Genomic DNA, 26,121 nt, shown 5'->3' with positions numbered 1-26,121 from the left:
CGGCGTCTCGTCCCCCGGTACGAGACCGCGGTACAAACGGCGCGCGGTGGGGCACCATCGGGAGATGACCTTCGCCGGCCACTCACGGATCCCGTGGACCGGCCGCCGTGGCCCGCTCGTGGCCGAGGCGGTCGTCCTCGGCCTGCTGGTGGTGCTCGATACCGTCCTCGCGGCCCGGGCCGGGCCCGGACAGGGCCAGCTCGCCACCATCGCCATCGAGTTCGCGCCGGGGGTCGGCCCGGTCGTGGCGCTGCTGGCCGTGCTGCGCCGCCGGTTCCCCGACCACATCGCCGGGCTCGCCACCGCCGTCTCCGGGCTTTCGCTGCTGGGCACGGCGGTCGCCGCGGCGCTCGCCGCGACGGGCGCGCGGCTGCCGCCCCAGCCCGGTGCGGCCGAAGCGCTCGCGCTGGCGCTGATGGTCGGGGCGTGCTGCCACCGGCTCGCGCCGAAGGCCGCCACCGTGCAGGCGGTCCTCGGGGGGTGCGCCGCCGTCCTCGCCCCGATCCTGCGCTACGGCGCCGAAACCCCGGCCGGGCTCTACGCCGCGGGGGCCGCGGTCGCCTGGGGCGGTGCGCTGGCCGGTGGTCTGGTCCTGCGCGACGCCGACGTCCGCCACCGCGTCGAGGTCCTCGAACTCCGCACCACCGAGCGGCTGCGGCTGGCCCGGGAACTGCACGACCTGGTCGCCCACCAGATCACCGGCATCGTCGTGCGCGTCCAGGCCGCGCACCGGGTCGCCGAGCGCACCGGCGGCGACACCGCGACGTTCGCCGAACTCGAAACCGCGGGCGCGGCGGCCCTGTCCGCCATGCGCCGGCTGGTCGGCGCGCTGCGGACCGGCGACGAAGACCTCTTCGTCCCGCCCGCGGACCTCGCCACCGCCGTCGACCGCGCGGTGCCCGACGACGAGCACATCCACCTCGACGTCAGCCCCGGCCTGGCCGGCCTGCCGGTCGCGCCGGAGGTCGTGACCACCACCCACCGGCTGCTCACCGAGTCGCTCACCAACGTCCGCCGTCACGCGCCCGAGGCCACCGAGGTCCGGGTGCTCGTCCACCACGAACCGCCCGGCGAGCTGCGGATCGAGGTGGTCAACGACGGCGCCGCGCGGTCCGCCCGCCGGGGTGGCTACGGCCTGCTCGGGATGGCGGAGCGGGTCGCCGCGGTGGGCGGTACCGTGCAGGCGGGACCGGCGGACGGACGGCGCTGGCGCGTCGTCGCGCGGCTGCCGCTCGAACCGGGCTGAGGCGAGGGGAGACCGGGTGCCGACGCGAGTGCTGATCGCCGACGACCAGGCGATGGTCCGCGCGGGATTCCGGCTGATCCTCGAAGGCGAGCCGGACATCGAGGTTGTCGGCGAGGCCGCCGACGGCGACCAGGCGGTGCGCCTGGCCCGGGAGCTGCGCCCCGACGTCACCCTGATGGACATCCGGATGCCCGGCGTGGACGGGCTGCGCGCGACGGAACTCCTCGCCGGTCCCCACGTTCCCGAGCCGCTGCACGTCGTCATGGTGACGACGTTCGGGCTGGACGAAAACGTGCACGCGGCCCTGCGCGCCGGTGCCTGCGGGTTCCTGCTCAAGGACGCCGGGCCGAACCTGCTCATCGAAGCCGTGCACGCGGCCGCCCACGGCGAGGCGCTCGTCTCCCCCGCGATCACCACCCGGCTGCTGGCGCACTTCGCGCGCCGCCTCCCGCAGCGCGCCGGCGAGCCGGAAAGCCCGCTCACCCCGCGCGAGCTCGACGTCGTGAAGGCGGTGGCCCGCGGCGAAACGAACGAGGAGATCTGCCGCTCACTCGTGGTGTCGCTGCCCACGGTCAAGACCCACCTCGGCGCGGCCAAGCGCAAGCTGGGCGCCCGCAACCGCACCGAGATCGCCATCTGGGCGTGGGAAAGCGGGCTCGTCCGCTGACCGCGGGACGCGCACGACGACCGTGCGCGTCACGATGTCACCGAACCGCTGCCGTCGCCGGGTGCAGAGCATCACGGTGATCCCGGCCAGGCCCCACGCGAAGCCGTCGACCATCATCAGCAGCTCGCGGGCGACGAACGCGCCGAGCGACGGGTGCGTGCCCTCGAGCGTCACGACGCGCAGGCGCAGCCACCGCATCGCCGGCGTCTGCCCGCCGTGCCGGTACGGCCACCACGCGTTGACGACGTACTGGCCCACGAAGTCCAGCGCGAGCATCGTGTAGAAGACGACCTTGAGGAACGTCAGCAGCGCCGTTCCGTGCGGGTGGAACAGCCAGACCACCGCGATCGCGAGCAGCAGCATCGGCCCGAAGACGAGCAGCTCGTCCAGCAGGAACTGCACCAGGCGGCGTCCGACGAGGCCGACCCCCGGCCGAGAACCGGTCATGGACCCATGATCTCCGCCTCGGCGGCCGTCCGCGCGCTGAGCGTCTCATCCCCGGGGCCGAGGCCGGCGCCGCGAGTTCGTCCTCCGGGCTGATCACCGGCGGCCGGCACCACGCCAGGCTCGGGCGCACCCCACCCGCCGACGGAAAGGAACTCCGGTGCGCCTCTCCCGGACAGGACTGGCGGCCGCGACGGCCGTCCTCTTCGCGGCGGCGGTGCCCGCCGCGGCCGCCGATCCGCTCACCCCGTACACGACCCAGGAACTGCGCTGGGGCGACTGCCCCTTCAAACCGGCCGCGGACGAGAAACCCGCGCAGTGCGCCCGGGTCACCGTCCCGCGGGATTGGGCCGATCCGGCCGCGGGGCCCGAGCTCGAGGTGTCGATCAGCCGGGTCGCCGCGACCGGCGAACGGCGCGGCGCGATCCTGCTCAACCCCGGCGGGCCCGGCGGCCAGGGCACTCCGCTCGCCGGTTCCCTCGCCGCCCTGCAGCCGTCGGTCAACGAGCTCTACGACTTCGTCGGCATGGACCCGCGCGGCACCGGCCACGCGGGCACCGACGACAACGGCTTCCAGTGCCAGGTGCCGGTCGGGCGGCTGCCGCAGGGTCCCCTCGACGCCCGCGACCGCTCCGCGGCGAGCATCGCGGCCCACCAGCAGGTGCCCCGGGCCGTCGCCGAAGCGTGCCAGAGCGACGCGCTCGCGCCGTTCGTCACGACCTGGCAGACCGCCCACGACATGGACCTGATCCGCGCGCTGCTCGGCGACGAGAAGCTCAACTACCTCGGCTACTCCTACGGCACCTGGCTCGGCGCCAAGTACGCGTCGCTGTTCCCGGAGCACACCGGCAAGACCGTGCTCGACTCCAGCGTCGACTTCGAAGGCCGGCTGCAAGCCGACTTCGAGGCGTTCCCGGTGATCGACCAGCGGCAGTTCGACGACGTCTACCTGCCGTGGCTGGCCCGCACGTTCCCCGAGCAGCTGGGCGGGACGGCCGCGGAGGTCAAGGCGAAGTGGGAGCGCGTCCGGGCCTACTACGGCACGCACGGCCTCGCGCCCGACACCTACGACGGCGTCTTCGTCGGCAACGGCAGCACGATCCGGTGGGTGCTCGGCGCGCTGATCTTCCTGCTGGGCGCCGAGGCGCTCGACGGTACGGCCGCCCCGGACCCGGCGGCCCTCGGCGGCGACCTCGACGCGGTGGCGCGGGCGACGTTCGGGGTCCCGGCGGCCGAGCTGACGACGGAAAAGGTGGTCGCGGCGGAGCTCGCCCCCGACTACACCCAGCGGCCCGGCACCCGCTACGCCGTCGCGTGCGGCGACCAGCCCACCCGCCCGGCCGCCTGGTACAAGCGGCTCAGCGACCGGCAGGGCCCGCGGTACCCGCTGTTCGGCTGGGCCTACGGCCTCGGCGAGACCTGCGGGTTCTGGTCGGACAAGCCGCAGCACGAGCTTCCGGACATCCCCGCCGAAGCCGCGGCGAACATCCTCGTCGTGCAGGGCGAGTTCGACCCGCAGACCGGGTACGAGCAAGCGGCGTCGGGGGCCCGCGCGGCCGGCGTGCCCTTGGTGTCGGTGGACGACTCGCCGTTCCACGGCCAGTACGCGCTGGCGGGCAACCCGTGCGTCGACGGTCTCGTGAACGTGTTCCTCGTCAAGAACTCCCGCCCGCGCGCCACGACCTGCCCCGGCGTTCCGCTGCCGGGCGAGGACCAGGTGTACCCGGTCGCCGGGCCCGTGCGAAGCGCGGCTCCGTCCGTCCGAACGCGACCCGGCGACGGGGTGACGGCGTTGCGCACGCGGGTCCAGGACGAGATCAGGGCGGTGAACGGGCACCGCTGACGCGACGGCCGGGCGAGCTGTCAGATCACTCGAAGCCCACCGTAAGCGCGGTAGCGGACGGCCAGCGGATCGGACAGCTCGCCGGCGAACTCACCGTCGCGTTCGGACACGAAGCCGATGAGGTTCCACTGTCCGTCGGCGTCACGAACCAGGCGCGGCGCGTACAGGCCGGGGCACGCCACCGGCTGCGCGAGGGACAGGTCCCACGGGCCGGTCACCGCGGGTCCGGGCACCACCCACACCGAGTCCGCGGGAGCACGGACTCCGAGGTTGCTGCAGAACAGCAGCAGCGGCTGACCGTCGACGACGGCGACCTGGGAAGCCTCGAGGTGACCGAACCCGTCGGGCCGGGTGAGCGGTGGCCGGACCTCCCAGTTCAGCAGGTCGGCCGACACGGCGTGGCCGATCACGCCGCGGTGCAGGGGATCGCCGTCTTTCGCGTGGGCCGTGATGAGCATGTGCCAGCCGTCGCCGTCGGGGGCGGGGAAGACCCACGGGTCGCGCCAGGCTTCCCCCGCCCAGTCCGTGCGGTCGCAGTGCTCGTACCAGGTGGGGTCGGGCTCGACCAACGGCTTCGTCCCGACGCGGTGCCACGTGTCGAGGTTGTCGGAAACGGCGAGACCGATCCGCTGCACCACGTGGTCGCCGTCGTCGCGGACGCCCGTGTAGAACAGGTACCAGCGCCCGTCCGGACCACGGACGACGGAACCGGTCCAGGTCGCGTGGTCGTCCCACGCCGGTCCGTCGGAGGGCACGAGGGCGTCGGCGACGAGCTCCCAGTGGCGCAGGTCGCGGGAAACGGCGTGCCCGATCGACGCGCGCCGGTGGCGCCGCTCGGGATCGAGCAACGCCCGCGAGGCGCGCAGGAAGAAGACGTGGTGCCGGCCGGCGTCGTCCGTCGCGTACCAGCTGTCCCACACCCAGTGATCGGGCAGGCGCAACATCGGTGACCTCCAGGGGCCGGCTCAGGAACGCGGCCGCGCGACCGAAGAACGGGTCCGCAGCGGCGTCGGGATGCGGTGGACCGGCTTTTCGCCGGGAGTTTCCCCGTTGATTTCGGCGAAGAGCGCGTCGACCGCCTTGCGTCCGAGTTCGTAGTACGGCAGGGCGACGGTCGTGAGCTTGGGGCGGATCCACGAAGCGAGCGGGTGGTTGTCGAACGAGACCACCGAGACGTCGTCCGGGACGCTCAGCGACGCGTCGTCCAGCGCTTGGTAAGCCCCGAAGGCCAGCCGGTCGTTGAGGCAGATCAGGGCGCGCGGGGTCGTGCGGCCGAGCAGTTCCCGGGTCGCGTCGAACCCCTCTTCCGGCTGCCAGTCGGCACACAGCGTGCCGCCCGCGACCTTCACCCCGGCCTCGGAAAAGACTTCGCGGATGCCGACGAGCCGTTCCACCGCCGCGACGCTGTCGCGCGGGACGTTCCGGACACCCGGGCCGGCGCCGATCAGGTGGATGCCTTCGCGGTGCCCGGCCTCCAGCAGCACGCGCGCGGCGACGCGGCCCGCCTCGATCTCGTCGGGCACCACCACGGGCAACGGCGAAGGCGTCTTCGGCACGGCGTTGAGGAGCACCGCGGAAGTCGTCCGCAGGTTTTCGGGCACGGAGATGCGCCTCGTGTACATCGAAGCGAAGATGATCCCGTCGACCTGGCGGTCGTGCATGCCCTGCAGCAACGCGTGTTCGAGCTTGCTGTCCCCTTCGGACTCACCGATGAACAGCAGGACACCCCGGTCGCGGGCGGCTTCGATCGACCCCTTGATCATGTCGCCCGCCAGCCGGGAGGTGGCGACGGTGTCCGAGACGAAACCGATGGTCAGCGTGCGCCCGGTGCGCAGTCCGGACGAGACGATGTTCGGCCGGTAGCCCATCTCCGCCGCCGTCGCCTTGAGCCGCTCCTGAACCGCGTCGGAAATGCGCAGCTCCGAGCCCCGTCCCGAAAGCACCAGGGACGCCGTGCTCCGCGACACCCCCGCCGCCTTGGCGACATCGGCCAGTGTGACCCGTCGTGGGCTCAACGTCGCACCCCTGCCTTCCCCACCTTGACACCGGCTGGTCTCTCGCCGAGACTACCGTTGCTAACTCGGTTTAGCAAGGTTGACGCCCTGCTCGACCGGCGCATCCACACGCGACGGAGGAGACGACGTTGTCCCGTCGAACACCCACCAGCCGGCCCCTCGGCACGCTCCTGATCCTCACCCTGGCCGGCACGCTGGCCGCCGCCTGTTCGGGCCCGGGCAGCAGTGCCGGGCCGGGCGACACCGCGGCCACGGCGGTCACCTCGCAGCCGACGTGCGGGAGCGCGCCGGTCACCATGCGCGGCTACTTCGAAACCGGCTTCCCGATGGCCAAGGCCCTCACCGACGAGTTCACGAAGCAGTTCCCGAACGTCAAGTGGGACGTCCGCGAGGACCAGTTCGCGGTGATCACCCAGAACGCGCCCCGCGTCCTCGCCGACGACCCGCCGGACGTGATGCGGCTGCCGCAGGTGTCCGAACTGGTCAAGGACGGCCTGCTGAAGAACCTCGACGGGTACGCCAAGTGGTTCGGCTGGGACAAGTGGCCGTCCGGCCAGCTCGCGCAGCTGCGCATGGGCCCGGGCGGACGGCCGCGCGGTGAGGGCTCGCTCTACGGGATGGGCCTGAACTTCAGCATGACCGGCGTCTTCTACAACAAGCAGCTCGCGTCGCGGATCGGCATGACGACCCCGCCGGCCACGCTCGCGCAGCTCGACGAGGCCATGGCGAAGGCGAAGAACGCCGGTGTCCAGCCGATCCAGCAGTTCAACGGCGGCGCCACCGGCGGGCTGGCGTTCCCGTTGCAGGACCTCATGGCTTCCCTGGGCCGGCCGGCGCCGATCAACGACTGGATCTACCAGAAACCCGGCGCCACGATCGACACCCCGGCCAACCTCCAGGCCGCGCAGCACCTCGCCGGGTGGATCAAGGCCGGGTACTTCGCGCCGGACGTCAACGCCGTCGACTACGCGCAGATGGTGAGCCGGTTCACCGCCGGGCAGGGGCTGTTCAGCTTCAACGGCGACTGGGAGTCGGCCAACCTGGACAAGCAGATGGCGGGCAACGTCGGGTTCTTCCCGATGCCGCCGGCGCAGGCGGGCGCCAAGCCCGCGGCCATGTCGGCGCCCCTCACGGTCGGGATCAGCGCCAAAGCACCGCACGCCGACTGCGCGGCGTTCTTCCTGAACTGGGTGGCGACCAACGCGACGGCGCGGGAAGTCGCCGTCCGGACCGGCGGATCGCACCCGATGGGACCCGCGGACGCACCGCTGCCCCAGGTGGCGGCGGGCACGGTGACCGCGGGGACGCTCGAAGCCGCCGCGCAGGTCGACAAGGACGGGACCGCCATGGACTTCATCGCCAACGCGACCGGCGCGATCTACGCCAAGAGCTGGACCCCGCAGCTGCAGAAGCTGGTTTCCGGCGACCAGACGCCGGACGGGCTGCTCAAGTCGGTCCAGCGCGACTACACCGACCAGGTCGGGAGCTAGGTCCATGGCCAGGTCGAGCGACCTCGTCGCGGCCGCCCCGCGACCGTCCACTGTGGTGGGACCACCGGCGCGCCGTCGCCGGCGGTCCCCCCGCGCCGGCTGGGCCGGCTGGCTCTTCGTGGCGCCGGCCCTGATCTTCTACGCCGTCTTCGTGCTGCGCCCGATCGTCCTCACCGTCCAGTACTCGTTCTACGACTGGAACGGCATCGGCGCGTCCACCTGGGCCGGGTTCGGCAACTACGCCAAGGTGTTCACGGACCCGGACCTCTACCGGTCGATCCTCAACGCGCTCGAGCTGATCCTCTTCTTCGGCGGGATCCCCGTGCTGCTCGGCCTGGCGATCGCCGCGACCATCCGCCGCATCGCGACGAGCCGCCTCGCGCTCGTCGCCCGGACCGTGCTGTTCCTGCCGCAGGTCATCCCCCTCGTCGCGGCCGGGATCGCGTGGACGTGGCTGCTGTCCGCCACCGGCGTCGTCAACCAGCTGGTTTCGGCGCTGGGCCTCGGCACCGTGTCGAAGGCCTGGCTCGGCGACTCCTCGACCGCGTTGCCCGCCGTCGGGATGATCGGCGCCTGGGTGCTGCTCGGCCTGTGCATCCTGCTGTTCCTGTCCGGCATGAGCAAGATCGACCCGGCGCTGTACGAGGCCGCGCGCATCGACGGGGCCGGCGTGGTCCGCGAGTTCTTCGCGATCACGGTACCCAGCCTCCGCCAGGAGATCGGGGTCTGCGTGACCGTGACGGTGATCGCCGCGCTCGCGAGCTTCGACATCGTGTACGTCTCGACGCAGGGCGGGCCGGGCAACGCCACCATGGTGCCGGGCCTGGAGATCTACTACCTCGCCTTCTCGCAGCGCGAGGTGGGACTGGCCTCCGCGCTCGCCGTCGTGCTCATGGTGCTGGTGCTCGTGGTCGTGCTCCCGATCCAGCGCCTTTCCCGGGAGGAGAAACCGTGACCGAAACCGGCCGCGCGGGCTTGACCGGACGGGTCCTGCTCGTCCTGCTGATGGCGGCCACCCTGCTGCCGTTCATCAGCCTCTTCGTCACCGCACTGCACCCCTCGGGCACCTACCCGTCCGGTTTGGACTGGCCCAGCCACCCCCAGTGGGGCAACTTCGCCCGCGCGTTCGAGGTCGCCCGGCTGGGCGAGTTCCTGAAGTCGAGCGTGCTGATCGTGCTCGGCGTCGTCCCCCTCTCCCTGGTGATCGCCACGATGGCCGGCTTCGCCACCGGCCACCTGCGCATGCCCGGTGGCCGCGCGGTGTTCCTGCTCTTCGTCCTCGGCCTGACGCTGCCGTTCGAAGGCATCATCACCCCGCTGTACTTCCAGGTGCGGGACCTGGGCCTGCTCAACACCAGGTGGGCGATCATCCTGCCCCTGATCGGCCTGTACATGCCGTTTTCGGTGTACTGGATGCGCGCCCACTTCGTGACCATGCCGCAGGAGCTGTCGGAGAGCGCCCGGGTGGACGGGGTCACGACCTGGCAGCTGTTCTGGCGGATCCACGTGCCCCTGGCGAAGCCCGCCCTCTCCTCCCTGGCGATCCTGCTCTTCCTGTGGACCTGGAACCAGTTCCTGCTCGCGATCGTGCTGGTGGACGAACCCGCGAAACGCACGATGGCCGGTGCGCTGGGCGCGTTCCAAGGGCAGTGGGGCACCGACATCCCGCTGCTGTGCGCCGGTTCCCTGCTGATCCTGACGCCCACGCTCATCGTCTTCCTGATCTTCCAGCGACGGTTCGTGTCGGCGTTGCTGGCGGGTTCGTTGAAGGGCTGACCGGGCGACGCCGGGGCAGCGCACCGAGCCTCACGGCCGGCGGGACGACAAGGTCCCGCCGCCGGAGGTTGCCGGGCCGGTCCACTGCTGGTTGGCTCCGCCGTTGCAGGTCCAGATGATCATCTTGGTGCCGTTGGCGGTCGCGGCGCCGCTCACGTCCAGGCACAGTCCCGACCGGCCGTTCGTAACGGTGCCGTTCCCGGCGGCCGTCCACTTCTGGCCGCCGCTGCCGGTGCAGGTCGCGATGACCGCCGCCGTGCCCGCGGCGGTCCCGCCGCCCGCGGTGTCCAGACACCGCTTCACGTCCCCGGAGTAGACGCTCAGCTCTCCCGCGCTCCCGCGGGTCCACTGCTGGTTGGCCCCGGTGTGGCAGTCCCAGATCTGCAGCTGGGTGCCGGCCGTGGTCGACGAGGCGGGCACGTCCAGGCACCGGTTCGAGGCCGTGGCGCGCACCGTGCCGGTGCCGCCGGGATCCGGGTCACTGCCGTTGAGCGCGTCGAGGACGGCGGTGTAGGCCTGCTTCTTGCCGTAGTTGCCGTCGAACAGCAGCGGGGTGTCGCCCGAGCGCCACGAGTACTTGTCCGTGACACCCCAGACGGTGATGCCGGTGCAGCGGGAGACCGCCCGGCACGCCTGGGTGACCTGCCGGTACACGTTCGCCTGGCCGGACCCCGAGCCGCCGACGTCCAGCTCGGTGATCTGGACGTCGACCCCGAGGTCGGCGAAGCGCTGCAGGTTCGCCTGGTAGCTGCCGAGGTTCGAGTTCGACGAAAGGTGGCTCTGGAAGCCCACGCAGTCGATCGGCACCCCCCGGCTCTTGAAGTCCCGCACCATGGTGTAGATGCCGGTGCTCTTCGCGTTGACGCCGTCGGTGTTGTAGTCGTTGTAGCAGAGCTTGGCGTTCGGGTCGGCCGCGCGGGCGGCGCGGAAGGCGTCCTCGATGTAGCCGTCACCGAGCTTCTGCTGGAAGACCGCCTGCCGCCGGGTGCCGTTCTCCTCGAACGCCTCGTTGACCACGTCCCACGCGATCACCTGGCCCTTCCAGTGGCCGGCCACCTGGCTGATGTGGTTCTGCATCGCCGAGCGCAGGTTGTTCGCGTCCAGGCTGCTCACCCAGGGGGCCAGCTGCTGGTACCACACCAGCGTGTGCCCGCGGATCTTCATGCCCCGGCTCCTGGCCTGGCTGACGATCCGGTCCGCGGGCCCGAAGTCGAACTGGTTGCGGTTCGGCTCGACCGTGGCCCACTTCATCTCGTTTTCCGGCGTGACGCCGTTGAACTCCGACGTCCACGTGTTCACGTAGGCCGCCTCGCCGAGGTGGCTCGTCGAGATCGCGGCACCGAAGTACCGCCCGGTCTGCGCCGCCGCGGCCCCGAGCGTGCTCGCCGCCCCGGCGACCCCGGGCGACAGCACCAGGGCGGTTGCCGAGAGACCCGCGGTCGCGAGGACGGCGGCAGCGGTCCGGACCCGTCGCCGCCGGGCCGATCCGGTGTTCGTGGGCCACCCTCGTTTCGTCGTCGAAGACGGGGTCATCAGCTCCGCGTCCACTTCTGGGCGTTGCCACCCGAGCAGGCCTGCAGGGTCACCGGCGTGCTGTTCCCGGTGCCGCCCCCGCTCGGGGCGAGGCACAGCCCCGACTGGACGCCGGTGATCGTCCCGTCGGTGTTGGCGGTCCACTGCTGGTTGGTGCCGCCCGTGCAGTCCCAGATGATCGCCCGGGTGCCGGCCGTGGTGCCGGCGCCCTCGGCGTCGAGGCACTTGCTGCCGTACACCAGGAGCTGTTTCCCGGAGGTGAGCGTCCACTGCTGGTTGCCGCCGCCGTTGCAGTCCCACAACGCCACCTGGGTGCCGTTGGACTGCGACACGTTCGGGACGTCGAGGCAGCGCCCGGAGCCGGTGTTGCGCAGCACGGACGTCGAGCCGCCGCCCGAGCCGGTCACGGCGAAGTTGTCGAACTGCGCGGTCTCCCCCTGGCTCGTGCCGATCCCGGCCTGGCCGGCCGGGAAGGTGCCGTCGGTGACCGTGCCGAGCACCGTTCCGTCGACGGACGCGGTGATGGTGCTGCCGGAGAAGCCCAGGGACAGCTTGTGCCAGCGGTTGGTGCCGAGCGCGGTCGTCGTCCCGCTCCGCAGCGTGGTGACCTGCTGGCTGGTGTTGTTGCGCAGGATCGACCAGGCCCCGGTGTCGCTCACCCGCAGGTAGTAGGCGTTCAGCGCGCCCTGGTTGCCCGTGTCCTGCGAACCGGCCCGGCCGAGCAGCTGGACGTACCCGGCCTTCTCCAGCAGCACGTCCGCGTCGACCGTGTAGCTGCTCCAGGCGACATTGCCCAGCAACGCGTAGGGATCGGTCGTCTTCTTCCAGGGGATCGCCTTCTGCGGAGCGGCCTGGCGCACGCACGTGCCCGACCGGCCGGCTCCGCAGGCGGCCGTCTCGAAGGCGCCCTCCATGTCCATCAGGTACTTGGCCTCCTTGCCCGCCGCGTACCCCTCGAAGTCGTCGCTGTAGGGCAGGTTCAGCGAACCCTGCGGCGGGCTCGTCGCGGTGCCCTTGCCCTGCCCGGTGGTGGTCGTGACCGTGTAGAGGTAGCCGGGCTGGGCGGTCAAGGAGAACGCGCCGCCGGACGGCGTGATGTCGGCGCTGTGCACGAAGTGGTCCGCCGGGTTGCCGGAGTTGAGGTTGGTCGCCCACACGTGCACCTGGCCGGTGGACAGCCCGCCGGTGACGTTCAGGTTCAGCGTCTGGGCCGAAGTGGCGTCCATCGTCTCGATGATCGTGCTGTAGTCGGAGTTGTTCGGCGACTTCATCGAGACGTAGCTGCCGTTGCCGCGGTTCCCGCCGAGGTAGCCGCTGGAGGAGTCGAGGTACTTCCAGCCGGGCGCGGTGAACTGCGTGGTGTGGGCCAGTGCCCAGGCGTCCTTGCCGACCGAGTAGTAGCCCGACCACGGCTGGTTGGCCAGCACCAGCCCGACGGTCGGCCAGGGGATGTTCGGCGTGGTGGCGGCGATGAGGTCCCAGTTGAGGTACGCGGTCATCTTGCCGTCGAGGTAGACGCGGTTGATGCCGCGGGCCAGCGGCTTGGCGCCGTCGTTGTAGTCCTGGGAGCCGTTTTCGCTGGACCACAGCGTCTTTCCGGTGTTGACGACGTCGGCCGGGACGCTGCAGGACGTCTGCGCGCTGAGGTAGCCGCAGGTGTAGTGGGCGCTGAGCACGTCGGTCGCGTTGCGGTAGGCCGTGTTGGTCGAGATCGCGCTCGCGGGTCCCCAGTCCCCCGGCCACGAGTCGCCGGAGATGAGCTTGACGGCGGTGTACCCGTTGGCGTTGAGCGCGTTGCGCATGGTGACGGTCCAGTCGGCGCTCCACTGCTTCTCGTTCTGGACGGTCGTCAGGTAGTCGATCGTCAGCCCGTGCTGCTTGGCGCACCCCAGCCACGACAGGTAGTAGCCGGTCAGGTCGTTCGAGAAGAACGTGCCGTTGCCGATCCAGCCCGGCGCTCCCCAGGGCAGCCCCACGAGCTTGATGCCGGGGTTGCGCGCCTTGGCCTGTTCCATGATCCACCACTCGTAGCCGCGGTTGCAGTCGAGGTCGCCGCGGAAGTGGGCGTGACTGGGTTCCGCGCCGCTGGTGGAGTTGGTGTCACCGCCCATCTCCACCTTGAGGATCTGCAGGGCGGCCCCGTAACCGGGTTTGAACAGGTAATCGAGGATCTGCCCGCGCTGCGGTTCCGGGTAGTCGATCAGCAGGCGGCTGTTCCCGCCGCCGCCGCTGACCGCGCCGACGCCGTCGAACGTGCGGCCACCCGAACCGCCGTTGATCGTGATCGAGGTGGCGGCCTGGGCCGGCGGGGCGCCGGTCACCACGCCGGCGGCCAGGACGACCGCCGCGATCACCGACGCTCGCACCTTGCGGAGCAGGGTTCCGGGCATGGCAGTTCTCTCTTCCGACGAAGGGGTCAGACGGCTGCGGAAAGGTTTCAGGGATTCGGGAGCTCAGCGGTAGCCGGCGGCGACGACGTTGGCGTGCACCGCGTTCTCGGTCGCTTCCGACGGGTAGCCGGCGACCATCGCGCCTTCGTAGAAGGTCCCCGCGCTCAGGTTCGCCCCGCCGCCGGGTTTGCAGCAGTCACCGCCGCTTCCGAGCACGATCGCGCCCTGCTTCTTCATCGGGCTGTAGCCGCCGGGGAGGCCGCCGTCCCACATCGTCGTGAGGCCGCCCGACTGGGCGTTGCCGCCCTTGAGCGCGAACCGGGACGTGCCGTTGTTCTTCAGCATCGCCGTGACGAACTTGACGGGCCACGCCCGCTGGTTCGGGTTCCACGTCTGGCTGCCGCCCGGGTACAGCCCCCACTCGAGGTCGGCCTGCACCCACGGGCCGGTGCCGGAACAGCCGCCGAACCAGCACTGCGTGCCGAAGTTGAGCGCGTCCATCGCCCCGGCCGCGTCGGCCTTCCTCGTCGTTTCGCTGTTGCCGTAGTCGAAGCAGCACCCGCTGTTGACGTGCGTCCCGCTGGTCACCATGTACATGCCCTCCGGGGCGCTGCCGGTCGGCACGCCCGTCAGGTGGCCGTCGCGCCAGTAGCTGTTGCCGGGGTTGATGTAGAGGGAGTACGCCTTCGTGCCGCCGACGGTGAGCGACTCCGACGTGGCCTTCGCCGGGCTGCTCTGGCTGGAGCCGGGGACCACGCTCGAGCCCTGGTACCAGAGGTTGTTCCCGCGGCCGGACTGGTCGTAGACCACCGTGACGACACAGGCGGTACCCGCGCAGAACGAGTCCTGGGCGGCGGCGTCGGCCGCACCGCCCGCCGCCAGGACCCCGATGGTCCTGGTCGTGTTGTCGGACGAACGCCGGACCTGGTAAAGACCGCCGGTGTAGGCCCCGTAGAGCGCCCGGGTCGTGCTGTGCGCGGCGACGCAGGGCGTGCCGCCTGAGGCGTAGATGTCGCACGGCGCCGTGCCGGACGGGACCGGCGGTGTCGTCCCGGCGCTCCACCGCTGGTTGCTCTGGCCGTGGCACGTCCACAGGATGACCGCGGTGCCGTTGGCGGTGCCGGCGCCGGTCACGTCCAGGCACAGCCCCGACTGGGCACCGGTGATCGTGCCGTCGGCGTTCTGCCGCCACTGCTGGTTCGGCTGGCCGTTGCACGACCAGATGATCACGGCCGTCCCGGGTGCGGTCTGGTTGCCGTAGGCGTCCACGCACCGGGAGCCGTTCACCGTCCGCAGCTCGCCCGCCGAGGTGAACTCGTAGGACTGCCCGGCCTGCCCGGTGCAGTCCTGGATCTCCACCGCCGTCCCCGGCGCATCGGTGTTGCCCCGCACGGTCAGGCACCGTCCCGACGCCGCACCGACCAGCGGCGCCGTCGCCGCCGAGGCCGGCGCGGCGCCGGCCAGCACCGCCACCACCATCGCGGCCACCATCACGATCACGCGCACGGTCACGACTCCTCCTCGGTCCACCGTCCTCAGTGGACGGCTGGTTCTTCGCTCAAGCCGACTTGCGCACCACGAGCTGGGTTTCGAGCACCGTGCAGCGGTGCGGTTCCGCGCCGGCGACCATCGCCAGCAGTTCGCCGGTCATCCGGGCGCCCATCTGCTCGACCGGCTGGCGCACGGTCGTCAGCGGTGGATCGGTCCGGCGGCTGATCGGCAGGTCGTCGAACCCGATGACGGCCACGTCCCCGGGCACCTTCCGGCCCGCGCGGCGAAGCGCGCGCAGCGCCCCGACCGCCATCATGTCGGAGGCGGCGAAGACGGCGTCGACGTCCGGCCGCCGGTCCAGCAGCCGGGCCATGGCGTGCTCGCCGGACGCTTGCCCGAAATCGCCGAACACCACGAGGCCGTGGTCGTGCCGGCCCGCCCGCATCACCGCCTGCCGGTAGCCGTGCAACCGGTCCACGCCCGCGGTCATGTCCTGCGGCCCGGCGATGGTCGCGACGGTGTGGCGCCCCGCGTCGAGCAGGCGCTGGGTCGCCAGCCGCGCCCCGCCCCGGTTGTCGACGTCCACGTACGAGAACCGGCCCGACGCCCCTTCGTGGACCGGGCGTCCCCCGAACACCACCGGGATGCCGAGCCAGTCCAGATCGAGCGGGCGGCGGCCGTGCATGCCGACGACCAGCGCACCGTCGACGTGCCCGCCCTCGAGGTAGCGCAGCACCGGCGCCTGGTAGTTCTCCGTCGCCGGCACGGTGAGCAGCACGAGCTGCAGCCCCACCGCGGCCAGCTCCCGGTCGACCCCGGCGGCGATCCGGGGGAAGTACGGGTCGGTGAACAACCGCAGTGCTTCCTCGCAGACCACCAGCGCGACCGAACCGGTGTGCCGCGCGGTGACCGCCCTCGCCGCCCGCTGCCGGGCGTAGCCCAGCGCCAGCATCGCGGACTCCACCTGTTTGCGCCGCTGCGGGCTCACCCGGGGAAACCCGTTGAGCACGCGGGACGCGGTGGCGGTCGACACCCCGGCCACCCTGGCGACGTCGGCCAGGGTGGGGCGGAGCTCGGGTGACTCGGCGGCGGACACGGTGTATCTCCCCAGACGGCTCTGTCCAGTGGGACGGTGGCGGGATGTCCCGGCGCAGCGGGCGAAGGGAGCGTCCGCCGGGAGGTTCCCGGCGGACACCCCCGTGGGCGCGGCGGGCTCAGGCACGCTGGAGCTGGAACCGCTGGTTGGGGTTGCCGGTGAACGTCCACTGGGAGATCCGCGCGCCGTCGGCGGTCGAAACCCCCCACACGTCCAGGGCCAGCCCGCTCATCCGGTTCACCAGGCTCACCGCGCCGCCGCCCTGGTCGACCACCCGCCACTGCTGGGCGGTGGCGTTGGTGTCCGCCTGCTGGCTGATGTCCGCGCCGGTGCTCGTGTTCGCCGCCTGGAGCACCAGGCCGCTGTGGCGGGCCCGGACCCGGTAGTAGCCGTCACCGGAGTCCACGAAGTCGAACTGCTGGTTGAGCGCGCCGGTGGCCGACCACTGCTGCAGGAGCGCCCCGGCCGCGGTGGACGCGCCGGCGATCTCCATGAGCTTGCCGCTGTGCTGGGCCGTGAGCCGGTAGTTCACGCCGGTCTGGACCGGCGGTCCCGGCGGCTGGGTGGTGGAGTCGAACTGCGTGATGAACTTCCACACCTCGCCCGAGGTCCAGGTCTGCCAGCCGCTGCAGGTGCAGCCGTCCCGCGGGCCGGGGTCGTGCCCGCCGTCGAAGGCGGCCCAGACGACCGGGTAGCCGGCGCGGCAGCCGGAGTAGGCGGTGACGATGTGGGTCCGGCTGCCGCTCGCGGGTTCCGGCGGGTTCTGCGGCGTGCAGCCGTTGTTGCGGACGAACTGGTCGCGCAGGGAGCGACCGGAGGAGATGGGCAGGACGTTGTCCCCGATGCCGTGCATCCCGATGTACGCGACGGGCTGCGTGCCGCCGCTGCACCCGCTGAGGTTCGCCCCGGAGTAGACCGCGACCGCGCGGAAGACCGTCGGCCGGGCGCAGGCGAGCGCGTAGCTCATGGCCCCGCCGTAGCTGAACCCGCCGGCGAAGACCTGGGACGTGTCGACGCACAGGGCCGCCTCGACCTGCCGCAGCAGGTTGTCGATGAAGGTCACGTCCTGGCCGCCGGGGTTGGCCCAGCCGTTGCCGTTGCCCTGGGGCGCCACGAAGATCGTGTTGTTGCCCGCGCTGTCGGCCAGCCGCCGGAGCCCGTAGTAGGACCAGTTGTAGCCGTCGGTCCCGCCCGAGTCGACGTCGTTCGCGGTCCCGCCCCGCCAGTGGAGGCCGACGAACAGCCGGTAGGGGTGGTTGTTGTCGTAGTTGTTCGGGATCCGCAGGATGTAGCTGCGGTTCTGGCCGCCGCTCGAGATCGTGTGGTTGCCGCTCGCCAGCCCGGGGGCCTTCCCGCAGCCCGCGGTCCCCGCGGCGGCCGCGGCCGGCGACGCCGCGCCGGGATCGGCGGCCTGCGCGGGGGCGTTCCCCGCCAGCGCGAGCAGTGCCCCGATCGCGACGGAGGCGAACAGGGATCTAAACCTCACCATCACACGACTCCCTCTGGTCTTCGAACATCGTTGTCCTCCGGGGTTGTGGTGGAACTCGGATCGGATCCGGGTCCGGCGCCGGCGGACGCCGGGGGTTGCGTCTCGCCCGCGGCTCCTCGCTCATCGCCGGCTCCACTGCTGGTTGGCCTGGCCGCCGCAGGTCCACAGGATGATCTTCGTGCCGTTGGCCGTGCCCTGGGCGTTCGCGTCCAGGCACAACCCCGACTGCACCCCGGTGATCGTCCCGTTCGCGTTGACGTTCCACTGCTGGTTCGCTTGGCTGTGGCAGTCCCAGATGATCACCGGCGTGCCGTTGGCCGTGGCCTGCCCGGAAGCGTCCAGGCACTTGTTCCCGTAGACCACCAGCTGTTTGCCGGTGGTGTAGGTCCACCGCTGGTTGGCGGCCTGGCCGTCGCAGTCCCGCAGCTGGACCTGGGTCCCGTTCGCCGTCGAGGAGTTCGGCACCTCCACGCACCGAGCCGACGGCGTTCCCACGATCTGCCGGCCCGACGGGGGCGGGATGCCCGGCAGGCCGACCCCCGGCCCGAGGAAATCGGCCCAGTTGACGTTGAACAGGTAGGCGGCGCCGCTCTGGCCGGCGGGGTTGCGGGCGACGAAGTAGAGCTTCCCGGTGCCCGTGGGCGGGTTGGTCAGGCCGGCCGTGAAGTCCTGCCAGTTCTGCCAGCCGCCGGTGCCGGTGATCGGCACGGAGGCGACCAGCGCACCGTCCGGCGCGTTCCGGCGCACCTCCAGGGTTCCGCCGGAACCGCCCGAGGAAGCCCGGACCCGCAGGCCGTTGAGGTTGTCGAGGGCGATCGGGTCGAACGACCACCAGTCGCCGTCCTGGACGAAGGCCGCGCTGCCGCCTCCGCCCATCGGGTCCGTGGCGGCTTCCACGGTGACGCCCGCGGTGTCGGTGCCCTTCCCGTCGGCGGTGCGGCCGGTGGCGGTGTAGAACTCGGCCTGCTTGCGCTTGGGCTGCAGGACCACCTGCGCCCGGCCGGTGAGCGGGCCGGCCCCGCCGGCGCCGCCCTTGTCCGTGTAGGACGCCTCGACGACGTAGAAGATGTTGTCGTTCTCGCTGTGCCCGGAGGACAGCGTCGTCTGGATCTGCACCGCGCAGCCGTGGTACTGGTCGAGCGGGTGACCGTGTTCGTCGTGGCCGAGGATGGCCTGGACGGTCACCTGCGCGCAGTCGATCGTCCCGTCTTCGGGATCGGTGACCGTGACGGCGAGGTTCACCTTGTCGCCCCACTCGAACAGCCCGCCGGCCGGTGGGGTCGTGATGGTCAGCGACGGCGTGGTGTTGCCCGCGGTGACGGCGACGCTCGCCGTCCCGGTGGCGCCGGCCGGGTTCGTCACGGTCAGCACCGCCGTGTAGTTGCCGGCGGCGTAGGTGTGGCTCGGGTTCGCCGCGGTGGACGTGGTGCCGTCACCGAAGGTCCAGGAGTACTGCAACGCGGACCCGCCCGGGTCGGCCGAGCCGGCGCTCGAGAAGTTCACGGTGAGCGGGGCGGGGCCGCTGGTGCGGTCCGCGGCGGCCTTCGCGACCGGCGCGGCCGAACCGCCGCCGAGGTAGTCGACCCGGTCGATGGCCGCGTCGCTGTTGCCGCCGCCGTAGCCGCTGCCCCATTCGATGACGTAGAGCGCGCCGTCCGGGCCGAACTTGAAGTCCATCGGGCGGTTGAACTCGACGGACGGGAGCAGCGGGTCGATCGAGGTGACGTTCGTGCCGTTCGCGTCGAGCTGGAAGGTGTACATCGCGCTGGTGTTCCACTCGGCGAAGACCGCGCGGCCGTCGAAGTCGGCCGGCCACTTGCGGGCCGAGGCGAGGGCGGGGTCGAACCGGTAGACCGGCCCGGCCATCGGCGCCCCGCCGGACAGCTGCGGGAAGTGCGCCGGGTCGGCCTGGTAGTGGTAGTACACCTGGGCCGGGACGGCGGGCGGCAGCTTGGTCAGCCCGGTGTTGTTCGGCGAGGTGTTGGCGGGACCGCCGGCGCAGTCGAACTGCGGGCCGGACGCGCCGGTGGCGAAGTTGTACTGGTTGTAGGGCAGGTTCGGGCCGACGCAGAACGGCCAGCCGGCGTTGCCGGGCTTGCTGAGGACGTCCCATTCCACGGTGTTCTGCGGGCCGCGGTTCGGGTTGGCGCTCCCGGCGTCGGGGCCGTAGTTGGCCACGAGCGGGTACCCGGTCTTCGGGTCGAGGCCCATCCGGAACGGGTTCCGCTCGCCCATCGTGTAGATCTCCGGGCGGGTGCCCGCCGTCCCGGGCGCGAAGAGGTTCCCCGCGGGGATCGTGTAGGTGCCGTCGGCCTCCGGGTGGATCCGGAGGACCTTGCCGGACAGGCTGTTGGTGTTGCCCGCGGTGCGTTCGGCGTCCCAGTACGCCCGCCCGGACCGCTGGTCGAGCGGGCTGTAGCCGTCCGAGGCGAACGGATTGGTGTTGTCCCCCAGCGAAAGCCACAGGTTGCCGGTCTTCTTGTCGAAGACCAGTCCCGCGCCGTGGTGGCAGCATTCGGCGCGCTGCACCGGGACGTTCAGCACCTGCTTCTCGGTCGACTGGTCGATCGTGTCGCCGGTGACGGTGAACCGGCTCAGCCGGTCGACGTCGGCGCCGTTGGGCGACCAGTAGACGTAGACCCAGTGGTTCGTCGCGAACCCCGGGTCGACCGCGATGTTGAGCCCGCCGGATTCGTTGGCCGTGAAGACGTTCAGGTGCGTCGAGAGGACGGTGGTCCCGCCGGGCTTGACGACCTTCACGTCACCGAGGCGGTCGACGTAGAACACCCGGCCGTCGGGCGCGACGTCCAGCGCCATCGGGTTGCCGGTCTCGGTGTGCAGCGTGACCTTCTGGAACTTCGAGTCCGGCGGCAACGCCGCCGCCGCGGCCGGGCCCACGGGTGCCGTGAGCACCGGGACCAGCGCGACGGCCAGGAGCCCGGCCACCGCCAGCGCGCCGCGGCGCAGCGCGGAAAATCCGGTCATGGGGCACTCTCCTCGAAGCGGAAACAGGCGGGGGGACGGTTCAGCGCAGGGACCACCGCTGGTTGGCCTGCCCGCCGCAGGACCACAGGATGATCTTCGTGCCGTTGGCCGTGCCCTGCCCGGACGCGTCCAGGCACAGGTTCGACTGCACCCCGGTGAGCGAACTGTTCGCGTTAACATTCCACTGCTGGTTCAGTCCCCCGGTGCAGTCCCAGATGATCACCTGGGTGCCGTTGACCGTTCCCCGGCCCGATGCGTCCAGGCATTTGCTCCCGTACACCGTCAGCTGCTTGCCGGCGGTGTAGGTCCACGACTGGTTCGCCTGGCCGGGCACGCAGTCCCGCAACTGCACCTGCGTTCCGTTCGCCGTCGAGGAGTTCGGCACCTCCACGCACCGCCCCGACTGCGCCCCCACGAGCTGCTTCCCGGCCGGCGGCGGCGTGGTGACCGAGCAGTCGGCGGGGACCGCCCCGGCCGCGGTCCGGATGCCACCCAGCAGCAGGTGCAGGAACTCCGGCTCGCTGAAGCTCGCGATGGTGTGCCCCATCCCCGTGTACCAGGCCCGGCCACCGTCGAAGGCGTGGCACCAGGTGGTCGGGTGATCCGCGCCCATCGTGCCGCCCGAGTAGCTCGATTCGTCCACTGTGGTCAGAACGTGGACGGCGGGCCGCGGGTCGGCGCGGAAGTCGTACCACTCGTCGTACCGGGTGAACCGCGCGGGCAGGCCCTGGGTGGACGGGTGGTCCGGGTCTTCGACCTCGACGAGCGCGTTCTGCTGCGCGGGGTGCTGCTTGAAGTACGCCCCGACCAGCCGGCCGTACCAGGCCCACTCGTACCCGCTGTCGGACGCGGCGTGCACGCCGGCGAACCCGCCGCCACGCTGGATGTACCGCTGGAAGGCGTCCTTCTCGGCCGGCGTACCGAGCGGGTCGCCGGTCGTGGACAGGAAGACCACGGCGGCGTACGGGGCCAGGCCGGCGTCGGTGAACCTCGTGTCGTCCTCGGTGGCGTCCACCGCGAAGTCGTTCTGCCGGCCCAGTTCCCGGATCGCGGCGATCCCGGCCGGGATGGAGTCGTGCCGGAAGCCGGTGGTCTTGGAGAACACCAGGACGCGGAAGGCCTCCGCGGGCGAAGCCGACACCGCCGGGGGTGCCGCGAGCCCCAGGAGCAGTGCGGCCAGCGAGGCAGCCGCGCGCAGAGTACGGGACAGCGTTGTCACGGGTACTCCTCTTCAGGAGTGCGGGGAGCGCGCGGGGGGTGCGCGCCGTGCAGTCGTCCGGTTACCGGGCGGAAGGGACAAGACTCACGATAAGAGCGGGCGCCGGTAAGGTCAATGAGCAGTTCCGCGCCGGTGAAACTTACCCCGCCGCACCGGATTTCGTTGCCACACAACGGACTCCGGGACCGGGTTCGCCCGCGCCACGGACCGGCCCTGTCCACAGAGGAACCGGCGCGCCGCGCGTTCGCGGTGCGCTCACTGGCCGAAGAGGCGGCGCTGGATCTCCCGGCGGTAGTCCTCCAAGGTGTTGTCGAGGTGGACGGCGGCCGCCGTGGCCGCCGCGTCCGGATCGCCGTCGCGGATCGCCCGGAAGATCGCGGCGTGCTCGTCGATCGCGCCCGCCGCGTGGCCGCCGACCGCGCCGGACATCCCGATGATGTTCGACTGGCGCTGCAGGCGGCGGGCCTCGCGGACGGCCGCGACGAGGAACTGGTTGTGCGACGCGCCGGCGATCCCGAGGTGGAAGTCGTCGTCACCGCGGTCGAACAACGCGGACTCGCCGGTCAGGTGACCGTGCCGGCAGGTTTCGGCGGCGGCCTCGATCGCGCGGAGCTCCGCGGGCGTGGCGTTGGCCGCGGCCAGCCGGCTCGCGGCGGTTTCCTGGACGCGGCGGAACTCGAAGAGCATGTAGACGTGGTCGAGGTCGGCCGGCAGGAAGAACGAACCCCAGCGGGAGCCGCCGAGCATGCCCTCGTTGTCGGACACATACAGTCCACGTCCCTTGTGCGCTCGCACCCGGCCGATCGCCGAGAGGATCTTGACGGCCTCCCGCACCACGGTCCGGCTCGTTCCCATCCGCGCCGCCAGCTCGTTCTCGGTCGGCATCCGGTCGCCGGGGCGGAGCCGCAGCTCGGCGATGAGCTGCAGGATCTGCTCGGCCACCACCTCGTAGCCGGGCCGGTACGGGACGGGCGGCGCGACTTCCTCGTCACGGGTCACGTGATGAGTATGACTTAGTTCCGGGCCAGCACCCTACCCCGATCGCCCGCCATCCGGTCAACGATTGACCGGAGGCCGTGAAACTTACATTCCTCCGCGGCCGGGGAGAAAGGCCGGAACGGAGCAATGACCCCGCTCATGGCTTGACGCTGGGAAGCCGTGCTGCTCTCATGGATCACCGAGACACCACCGGAATTCCGCCGGACGAGCGTCGAATCAGTCGATTTCCGGCCCGATCGCTCGGGTCGAATGAGTCCTACACATTCTTCACGGTTCCCCCTGCCCGGCTCCCCGGCAGGTGCCACGACGAAGTGGAGTAGCTGATGAGGGGCAGGAGTCGCGCGGCCGTCCTCGCCGGGGCGTTCGCCATGGTCATCGCGGCGGGCTGCGGAAGCGGCGGCGGTGCGTCGCCCCAGAACAGCTTCACGCCGGCCCCGCAGACGGACGGAACGCTGACGGTGTGGGTGGATTCGTCCCGGATGGCCGCCGCCCAGCTGTACCAGAAGCAGCACCCCGAGGCGAAGCTCGACATCGTCGGCTACGACGGGGACGCCAACGGTTCGAACTACCTCCAGACCAAGGTCGGCCTGTTCAACCGGACCGGCGAAGGCTGGCCGGACGTGGTGTTCAGCTCGCAGAACAACGAGGTTTCCTGGGCCAGGCAAGCGGGCTTCACCGCGCCGCTGAACAAGGGCCTGATCCAGCAGTCCGTTCTGGACGGCTGGGCGCCGGGCGCCAACGATCCGTGCACTGTGGACGGAACGGTGTACTGCCTGCGCAACGACCTCTCCCAAACCGTGCTCTGGTACAACGCGACGCTGCTGAAGCAGTGGAACTACACCGTTCCGGCGACGTGGCCGGAGTACCAGGAGCTGGGCCGGAAGGTCGCCGCCGAGCACCCGGGCTACCTGGTCGGCGCGGCGGGCGACACGTTCACCCCGGAGATCTACCTGTGGGCCGGCAAGTGCGGCGCCAACCGGATCACCGGGCCGAAGGCCGTCGTGGTGAACGCCACCGAGCCGAACTGCACCCGGATGGCGGAGCTGCTGGACACGCTGATCAAGGCGGGCAGCATGGCCACCAGCAGCGTGTTCAGCTCCGACTTCGACAAGAACTTCGCGGACAAGATCCTCCTGATGCCCGGCCCGTCCTGGTACGGCGGCTCGCTGTTCAAGGAGGCCTTCAAGACCCCGGCGGGCCAGGTGGCGGTCGCCCCGATGCCGCAGTGGCCGGGCGACCCGAGCCCGTCGGTGGGCAACGTCGGCGGCGGGACGTGGCTGCTGTCCGCGCACAGCCGGCACCTCAAGGCCGCCACGGACTTCCTCACCTGGGTGACCACCTCGGACGACTACCAGGGCAAGCTCGCCCCCGGCTACCCGGCGCACCGGCAGGCCGCGAAGACCTGGCTGGCGAACCAGACGTCCTCCGGCTACTACTCGGGGGACATCGCCGGGCCGCTGCAGGCCGCGGCCGGCCAGGTCTGGCCCGGCTGGGGTTACGGGCAGTTCAGCCAGGAGGCGATCTGGGCGGCCACCGTCACCCCGGGCCTGACGGCGGGCAAGACCATCGTGTCGCTGCTCCCGGCGTGGCAGCGCGCGATCGAAGACCACGCCCGGTCCACCGGGTACGAGGTCAAGCAGCAATGAGCGCGCGGCTCCGGTCCGGGCGGGCGGGCTACGGCTTCGTCGCCGCCTACCTGGTGCTCCTCATCGCTTTCGGGGTCGTCCCGACCGGCTACGCGATCTCCTTCGCGGTCACCGACGCGGGCGGCGGCTTCACCGGGCTGACGAACTTCGTCACCGCGGCGCAGGACTTCCGGTTCGCCGCGGCCGTGGGGCACATCGCGCTGTACCTGGTGTTCTGGCTGGCCGCGCTGGTGGTGTTCGTGGTCGGGCTGGCGCTGCTGCTGCACCGCGTGGCGGCCCGCACCACCGGCCGGACCCTGCGGTTCCTGTACTACGTCCCGGGCGCGCTCGCCGGCGCGGCCAGCGTGCTGGTGTGGCTGTTCATGCTGGACCCGGCGGTCAGCCCGGCCGGTTTCCTGTTGCGCGGGCTGGGTTTCGACACGTTCGGGCAGGTGGTCGCGCCCGAGCACCTGCCCGTGCTGTTCACGCTGATCGCGTTCTGGACCGGCGCGGGCGGCTGGATCGTCGTGCTGCACGGGGCGTTGAACACCATCTCCCCGGACATCCTCGAAGCGGCCCGGATCGACGGCGCCGGTGCGTGGCACACCGCGTGGCGGATCCAGATCCCGCTGCTGCGCAAGTGGATCGTCTACATGGTGATCCTGGCCTTCGCCGGGGGAACCCAGCTGTTCGTCGAGCCCCAGCTGCTGTCGCAGGCCAGCGTCGGGGTCGCCGGCCGGGACTACTCGCCCAACCAGCTGTCCTACGACTTCGCGTTCCAGAACAACGACGTCGGCACCGCGGCCGCGATCTCGGTCGAGCTGCTGGTCGTCGGGCTCGTCGTCGCGGCCGTGTTCGTCGTGCGATCGAGGTTCTTCGATGCCGACTGACCTCCGGCTGCGCACCGCCCCGGCACCGGCGACGGCGAGCCGTCGCGCCCACCGGAGACGCCGGGCGCCCAACCCGCTGCCCGGCGTCGTGCTCGCGCTGTTCGTGGTGTTCTTCGTGCTCCCGGTGCTGTGGCTGGTGCTGGCCGCCACCAAGACCGACAACCAGCTCGTCCACGACAGCCCCCTGTCCTTCGGCTCCTGGGAGGCCCTGGGCGCCAACTGGGACGCGCTCACCGCCTACCAGGGCAACGCGGTCTTCCGGTGGCTGGGCAACTCGGCGCTCTATTCGTCGGTCGCGCTGGTGATCACGCTGGGCGTGGCGATCCCGGCCGGGTACGCGCTGGCCAAGATCGAGTTCCGCGGCCGGCGCACGCTGCTGGTGACCACCCTGGTCGTCATGCTCATGCCGAACGCGACCCTCGTGGTGCCGCTGTTCCTCGAGCTCAACACCGTGCACCTGATCGGCACGATGTGGTCGATCGTCCTGCCGTACGCCTTCTACCCGTTCGGCGTGTACCTGGCCTACATCTACTTCACCACCGCACTGCCCGAGGAGCTCCTGGACGCCGCGAGGCTCGACGGCTGCACGGAATTCGGCGTCTTCCGCCGGGTCGCCCTGCCGCTGGCGACGCCGGTGGTCGCGCTGGTCGGCTTCTTCAGCTTCGTGGCCAACTGGACCAACTACTTCCTGCCGTACGTGATGCTGCCGGAAAGCGACCGGTTCCCCGTCCAGGTCGGCGTCGGCACCCTGCTCAACGACGTCCCGCAGTTCAACCCGACGGTCGGCGGCCTCGCGGTCCAGCGGCCCGTGCTGGCGCTGGCCACGCTGGTGGCGATCACCCCCGTGCTCGTCGTCTTCCTGTTCTCCCAACGCTTCCTCGTCGCCGGCATGCTCGCCGGCGCCACCAAGCACTGACCCGCTC

At 71.3% G+C, this 26,121-nt stretch carries 20 protein-coding genes; 9 read left to right on the top strand and 11 right to left on the bottom strand.

All coding sequences use genetic code 11. From position 1 onward, the window contains the following. Positions 1–64 precede the first annotated feature (64 nt). Complete coding sequence (locus ACH54P_RS40555) at positions 65–1,246, top strand: sensor histidine kinase (RefSeq protein ID WP_489908589.1); 1,182 nt, start codon at positions 65–67, stop codon at positions 1,244–1,246. Positions 1,247–1,262: 16 nt separating this feature from the next. Next, a complete protein-coding gene (locus tag ACH54P_RS40550; protein ID WP_489908588.1) occupies positions 1,263–1,913 on the top strand; it encodes a response regulator in 651 nt (216 codons plus the stop codon). Here ACH54P_RS40550 and ACH54P_RS40545 read toward each other — a convergent pair. Next, entirely contained in the window at positions 1,794–2,360 is a 567-nt protein-coding gene (locus ACH54P_RS40545; protein ID WP_489908587.1) for an RDD family protein, read from the bottom strand. The two genes, ACH54P_RS40550 and ACH54P_RS40545, sit on opposite strands and share 120 nt — an antisense overlap. A 157-nt stretch (positions 2,361–2,517) precedes the next feature. Between ACH54P_RS40545 and ACH54P_RS40540 the strand changes: the two genes are divergently transcribed. Next, positions 2,518–4,200, top strand: a complete 1,683-nt coding sequence (locus ACH54P_RS40540; RefSeq protein WP_489908586.1) for an alpha/beta fold hydrolase — start codon at positions 2,518–2,520, stop codon at positions 4,198–4,200. Between the two features lie 20 nt (positions 4,201–4,220). On the opposite strand, the gene ACH54P_RS40535 is transcribed toward ACH54P_RS40540, so the two are convergent. Beyond that, positions 4,221–5,144, bottom strand: coding sequence for a family 43 glycosylhydrolase (locus ACH54P_RS40535; RefSeq protein ID WP_489908585.1), 924 nt, complete (start codon positions 5,142–5,144; stop codon positions 4,221–4,223). Between the two features lie 21 nt (positions 5,145–5,165). After that, positions 5,166–6,215 (bottom strand): LacI family DNA-binding transcriptional regulator, encoded by a 1,050-nt coding sequence (locus ACH54P_RS40530; RefSeq protein ID WP_489908583.1) that lies wholly within the window; start codon positions 6,213–6,215, stop codon positions 5,166–5,168. Between the two features lie 128 nt (positions 6,216–6,343). Here ACH54P_RS40530 and ACH54P_RS40525 point away from each other — a divergent pair, with 128 nt between their 5' ends. From ACH54P_RS40525 to ACH54P_RS40515, 3 genes are read left to right on the top strand one after another with little or no spacing between them, the layout of a single operon-like run. Further along, on the top strand, positions 6,344–7,705 hold the full coding sequence (locus ACH54P_RS40525) for an ABC transporter substrate-binding protein (protein ID WP_489908582.1): 1,362 nt from the start codon (positions 6,344–6,346) through the stop codon (positions 7,703–7,705). A 4-nt stretch (positions 7,706–7,709) separates the two neighbouring features. Then, entirely contained in the window at positions 7,710–8,660 is a 951-nt protein-coding gene (locus ACH54P_RS40520; RefSeq protein WP_489908581.1) for a carbohydrate ABC transporter permease, read from the top strand. Further along, positions 8,657–9,481 carry a carbohydrate ABC transporter permease gene (locus ACH54P_RS40515; RefSeq protein ID WP_489908580.1) on the top strand — a complete coding sequence of 275 codons (825 nt, stop codon included), beginning with the start codon at positions 8,657–8,659 and terminating at the stop codon, positions 9,479–9,481. Before ACH54P_RS40520 ends, ACH54P_RS40515 begins: the two co-directional genes overlap by 4 nt. A gap of 30 nt (positions 9,482–9,511) precedes the next feature. On the opposite strand, the gene ACH54P_RS40510 is transcribed toward ACH54P_RS40515, so the two are convergent. The 8 genes from ACH54P_RS40510 to ACH54P_RS40475 form a co-directional block, all read right to left on the bottom strand. Beyond that, on the bottom strand, positions 9,512–11,014 hold the full coding sequence (locus ACH54P_RS40510; protein WP_489908579.1) for an endo-1,4-beta-xylanase: 1,503 nt from the start codon (positions 11,012–11,014) through the stop codon (positions 9,512–9,514). Next, the gene (locus tag ACH54P_RS40505) at positions 11,014–13,404 is read right to left on the bottom strand and encodes a ricin-type beta-trefoil lectin domain protein (RefSeq protein ID WP_489908578.1); all 2,391 of its coding nucleotides are present in this window, start codon (positions 13,402–13,404) and stop codon (positions 11,014–11,016) included. The genes ACH54P_RS40510 and ACH54P_RS40505 overlap by 1 nt, the downstream gene beginning before the upstream one ends. 63 nt (positions 13,405–13,467) lie before the next feature. Then, positions 13,468–14,910, bottom strand: a complete 1,443-nt coding sequence (locus ACH54P_RS40500) for an arabinofuranosidase catalytic domain-containing protein (protein ID WP_489916920.1) — start codon at positions 14,908–14,910, stop codon at positions 13,468–13,470. A 52-nt stretch (positions 14,911–14,962) separates the two neighbouring features. Next, on the bottom strand, positions 14,963–15,991 hold the full coding sequence (locus ACH54P_RS40495; protein ID WP_489908577.1) for a LacI family DNA-binding transcriptional regulator: 1,029 nt from the start codon (positions 15,989–15,991) through the stop codon (positions 14,963–14,965). Positions 15,992–16,109: 118 nt separating this feature from the next. After that, positions 16,110–17,480, bottom strand: coding sequence for an RICIN domain-containing protein (locus ACH54P_RS40490; RefSeq protein WP_489908576.1), 1,371 nt, complete (start codon positions 17,478–17,480; stop codon positions 16,110–16,112). A gap of 120 nt (positions 17,481–17,600) precedes the next feature. After that, positions 17,601–20,465, bottom strand: coding sequence for a PQQ-dependent sugar dehydrogenase (locus ACH54P_RS40485; protein WP_489908575.1), 2,865 nt, complete (start codon positions 20,463–20,465; stop codon positions 17,601–17,603). Positions 20,466–20,505: 40 nt separating this feature from the next. Then, positions 20,506–21,684 (bottom strand): ThuA domain-containing protein, encoded by a 1,179-nt coding sequence (locus tag ACH54P_RS40480; protein ID WP_489908574.1) that lies wholly within the window; start codon positions 21,682–21,684, stop codon positions 20,506–20,508. Between the two features lie 255 nt (positions 21,685–21,939). Beyond that, entirely contained in the window at positions 21,940–22,683 is a 744-nt protein-coding gene (locus tag ACH54P_RS40475; RefSeq protein WP_489908573.1) for a FadR/GntR family transcriptional regulator, read from the bottom strand. 323 nt (positions 22,684–23,006) lie between these two features. On the opposite strand from ACH54P_RS40475, the gene ACH54P_RS40470 reads away from it, so the two are divergent. From ACH54P_RS40470 to ACH54P_RS40460, 3 genes are read left to right on the top strand one after another with little or no spacing between them, the layout of a single operon-like run. Continuing rightward, on the top strand, positions 23,007–24,329 hold the full coding sequence (locus ACH54P_RS40470; protein ID WP_489908571.1) for an ABC transporter substrate-binding protein: 1,323 nt from the start codon (positions 23,007–23,009) through the stop codon (positions 24,327–24,329). Continuing rightward, entirely contained in the window at positions 24,326–25,198 is an 873-nt protein-coding gene (locus ACH54P_RS40465; RefSeq protein WP_489908570.1) for a carbohydrate ABC transporter permease, read from the top strand. The genes ACH54P_RS40470 and ACH54P_RS40465 overlap by 4 nt, the downstream gene beginning before the upstream one ends. After that, positions 25,188–26,114 carry a carbohydrate ABC transporter permease gene (locus ACH54P_RS40460; protein ID WP_489908569.1) on the top strand — a complete coding sequence of 309 codons (927 nt, stop codon included), beginning with the start codon at positions 25,188–25,190 and terminating at the stop codon, positions 26,112–26,114. The genes ACH54P_RS40465 and ACH54P_RS40460 overlap by 11 nt, the downstream gene beginning before the upstream one ends. Positions 26,115–26,121 lie beyond the last annotated feature (7 nt).

The organism is Amycolatopsis sp. N2S4-7, from assembly GCF_058119595.1.
This window is presented reverse-complemented; position numbering and strand designations above follow the sequence as displayed.

Excerpts from the sequence above, each read along its gene's own strand:
- ACH54P_RS40555 (WP_489908589.1), top strand. The coding sequence starts at position 65 with ATGACCTTCGCCGGCCACTCACGGATCCCGTGGACCGGCCGCCGTGGC.
- ACH54P_RS40545 (WP_489908587.1), bottom strand. The coding sequence starts at position 2,360 with ATGACCGGTTCTCGGCCGGGGGTCGGCCTCGTCGGACGCCGCCTGGTG.
- ACH54P_RS40535 (WP_489908585.1), bottom strand. The coding sequence starts at position 5,144 with ATGTTGCGCCTGCCCGATCACTGGGTGTGGGACAGCTGGTACGCGACG.
- ACH54P_RS40520 (WP_489908581.1), top strand. The coding sequence starts at position 7,710 with ATGGCCAGGTCGAGCGACCTCGTCGCGGCCGCCCCGCGACCGTCCACT.
- ACH54P_RS40510 (WP_489908579.1), bottom strand. The coding sequence starts at position 11,014 with ATGACCCCGTCTTCGACGACGAAACGAGGGTGGCCCACGAACACCGGA.
- ACH54P_RS40505 (WP_489908578.1), bottom strand. The coding sequence starts at position 13,404 with ATGCCCGGAACCCTGCTCCGCAAGGTGCGAGCGTCGGTGATCGCGGCG.
- ACH54P_RS40490 (WP_489908576.1), bottom strand. The coding sequence starts at position 17,480 with ATGGTGAGGTTTAGATCCCTGTTCGCCTCCGTCGCGATCGGGGCACTG.
- ACH54P_RS40485 (WP_489908575.1), bottom strand. The coding sequence starts at position 20,465 with ATGACCGGATTTTCCGCGCTGCGCCGCGGCGCGCTGGCGGTGGCCGGG.
- ACH54P_RS40470 (WP_489908571.1), top strand. The coding sequence starts at position 23,007 with ATGAGGGGCAGGAGTCGCGCGGCCGTCCTCGCCGGGGCGTTCGCCATG.
- ACH54P_RS40465 (WP_489908570.1), top strand. The coding sequence starts at position 24,326 with ATGAGCGCGCGGCTCCGGTCCGGGCGGGCGGGCTACGGCTTCGTCGCC.
- ACH54P_RS40460 (WP_489908569.1), top strand. The coding sequence starts at position 25,188 with ATGCCGACTGACCTCCGGCTGCGCACCGCCCCGGCACCGGCGACGGCG.